General features: G+C 56.9%; 1 protein-coding gene. It reads left to right on the top strand.

Translation table 11 applies throughout. The annotated features are described in order from the left end of the window. Window positions 1–626 (top strand): Tn3 family transposase (locus tag KP705_RS16095; RefSeq protein ID WP_215764968.1); only part of this gene is annotated, 626 nt, incomplete at both ends.

The raw sequence follows: 626 nt of genomic DNA, 5'->3' as shown, positions 1-626 counted from the left end.
CAGTGAACCGGGCGTCAGTTTCTACACCCACATCTCCGATCAGTATGATCCGTTTTCGACCCGGGTGATTGCGGCGACGGCCGGTGAAGCACCCTATGTTCTGGATGGGCTGCTGTATCATGCCAACGGGCTTTCCATTGAAGAGCATTATACCGACACGGGTGGGGCATCGGATCATGTTTTCGGGCTGATGCCCTTCTTTGGTTATCGATTTGCGCCCAGGATACGGGATCTGAAAGAGCGGAAACTTCACCTGTTTCCAGATCAAAGCCCCGGTGATCTCCTGAGTGGAATGGCCGGTGACCCGATCAATACCGATCATGTTGCGGCCCACTGGGACGACCTGCTGCGTCTGGTCACATCCATTCGGAGTGGAACCGTGACGGCCTCGGCCATGCTGCGGAAGCTCGGATCTTATCCCCGTCAGAATGGTCTGGCTGTGGCCTTGCGTGAAGTTGGCCGGATCGAGCGGTCGGTTTTCATGCTCGACTGGATACAGGATCTGGATTTGCGCAGGCGAACCCAGGCAGGGCTCAACAAGGGAGAAGCCCGGAATGCGCTGGCTCGGGCGCTCTTCTTCAACCAGCTTGGTGAACTGCGGGATCGGCGTTTTGAAAATCAGGCTT

This window comes from Gluconobacter sp. P1D12_c (genome assembly GCF_018812105.1).
GTDB lineage: Bacteria > Pseudomonadota > Alphaproteobacteria > Acetobacterales > Acetobacteraceae > Gluconobacter > Gluconobacter oxydans_A.
Note: the sequence above shows the minus strand (reverse complement) of the source record. Positions and strands in the feature narration are given on the sequence as shown.